Annotated in this window: 1 protein-coding gene and 1 riboswitch; the gene reads right to left on the bottom strand. The window is 44.3% G+C overall.

Going from position 1 to position 1,305, the window contains the following annotated elements; translation table 11 throughout:
* Nucleotides 1-1,132: EAL and HDOD domain-containing protein (locus tag Tfer_RS15630; protein WP_242843614.1), on the bottom strand; the 1,132-nt coding region annotated here is incomplete at its 3' end.
* A gap of 64 nt (nucleotides 1,133-1,196) precedes the next feature.
* A riboswitch (cyclic di-GMP riboswitch) is annotated at nucleotides 1,197-1,305 on the bottom strand. This riboswitch is flagged as partial in the annotation.

Below are 1,305 nucleotides of genomic sequence, written 5' to 3'. Positions count from 1 at the left end.
TGATAAAAGCGTTCCAATCTCCTCTTTCATAAGCCTTTATCATGTTCAGCACATCGAGATAATAGCAGGTCTTGCCCATTAGGGCCAGCCTTATCTGCTCACTTACGGGCATGTCCGTAAGTATGGCGGACATGGGCCTGCCAACAAGCACGTCAATCATGGAAAACAGGCCTACCATAAACAGCTCTGATTCACAGCCCTGCAGACCAATGCCGGGAGCAATTAATTCTCCCAGCCTGGCCCTAATAACGGAGCAGGTCATAATTTCATCTGGTTTATCCTTGGCCAGGCTCCGGAGAGCTAATAAAGATATCCATTTTCTAATTTCATTAATTCCCAACAATACCAGGGCTTGTCTTATGGAAGTTATTTTTGTCCGAAAACCGAAAGCGGCGGAATTAATAAACTTCAACAGTTTATACGACAAGGATACATTTCTTTTCACAATACTTTCCAAGCCCTCAAAGTCTATGTCCGGTTTATTAATCTCCTGCAGGACATGCAGGTAGTGCTGTTTATATACAGGAACGTCCCTACAGGAAATAACTGACGGCCTGCTGAAGAAATACCCCTGAAAATAGGAATAGCCTGTCTTCAACGCCAGTTCAAAATCCTCCCGGGTCTCTACCTTTTCTGCCAAAAACTTTATTCTGCCTGAGCCCAACTTCCTGAAAATGTTTTTCCTTTGCGCTGGACTTGTTTTCATAAAATCAATTTTAATAATATCGGCAAACTCCAGCATTGACTCAAAAGGACTGCCCATCGTAAAATCATCCAGCACCAGAGTGAAACCCATTTCCTTGAGTTTCCGGCAAGACTTAATCACTTCATCGCTGCACTTGATGTTTTCCAATATTTCCACTGCCACCATGTTAGGTGGAAGATTGGCCGGCAGACCGCTCTTTAACAGGTTTTCCGTGAAGTTAATATAGGCTTTTTTCTTACCTGTCAGTGATTCGAGGCCGATGAGCAAAAAACTGTTGGCAATTACTTCTGATGTGGCCTGGTCTCCGTTAACACAAACGTATTGATTTTCTGGACCCGCCCGATATAAAAGCTCATAACCGCAAACCTTCTGCTGTCTGTCAAAAATAGGTTGTCTGGCCACGAATACATTCAATTTATTCCCCATAAGGGACCCTTTCCCCCCTTAAAATCAAGTGCCTGCTTGCAGGACAAACAGGCTAGATTTCTGACTTTGCAGCCTGGCGGCCATAGCACACGGAAAAGTAATCTCTGGTTATTAACTACGATAACTACGCCAGTGCCTTAGGCCCTTGGCTTTGCGTCCCTGTCTTTCGACAG

The sequence above is a fragment of the Thermincola ferriacetica genome, assembly GCF_001263415.1.
Classification (GTDB): Bacteria; Bacillota; Thermincolia; order Thermincolales; family Thermincolaceae; genus Thermincola; species Thermincola ferriacetica.
The sequence above is the reverse complement of the archived record's forward strand: the minus strand, read 5'-3'. Positions and strand labels throughout refer to the sequence as shown.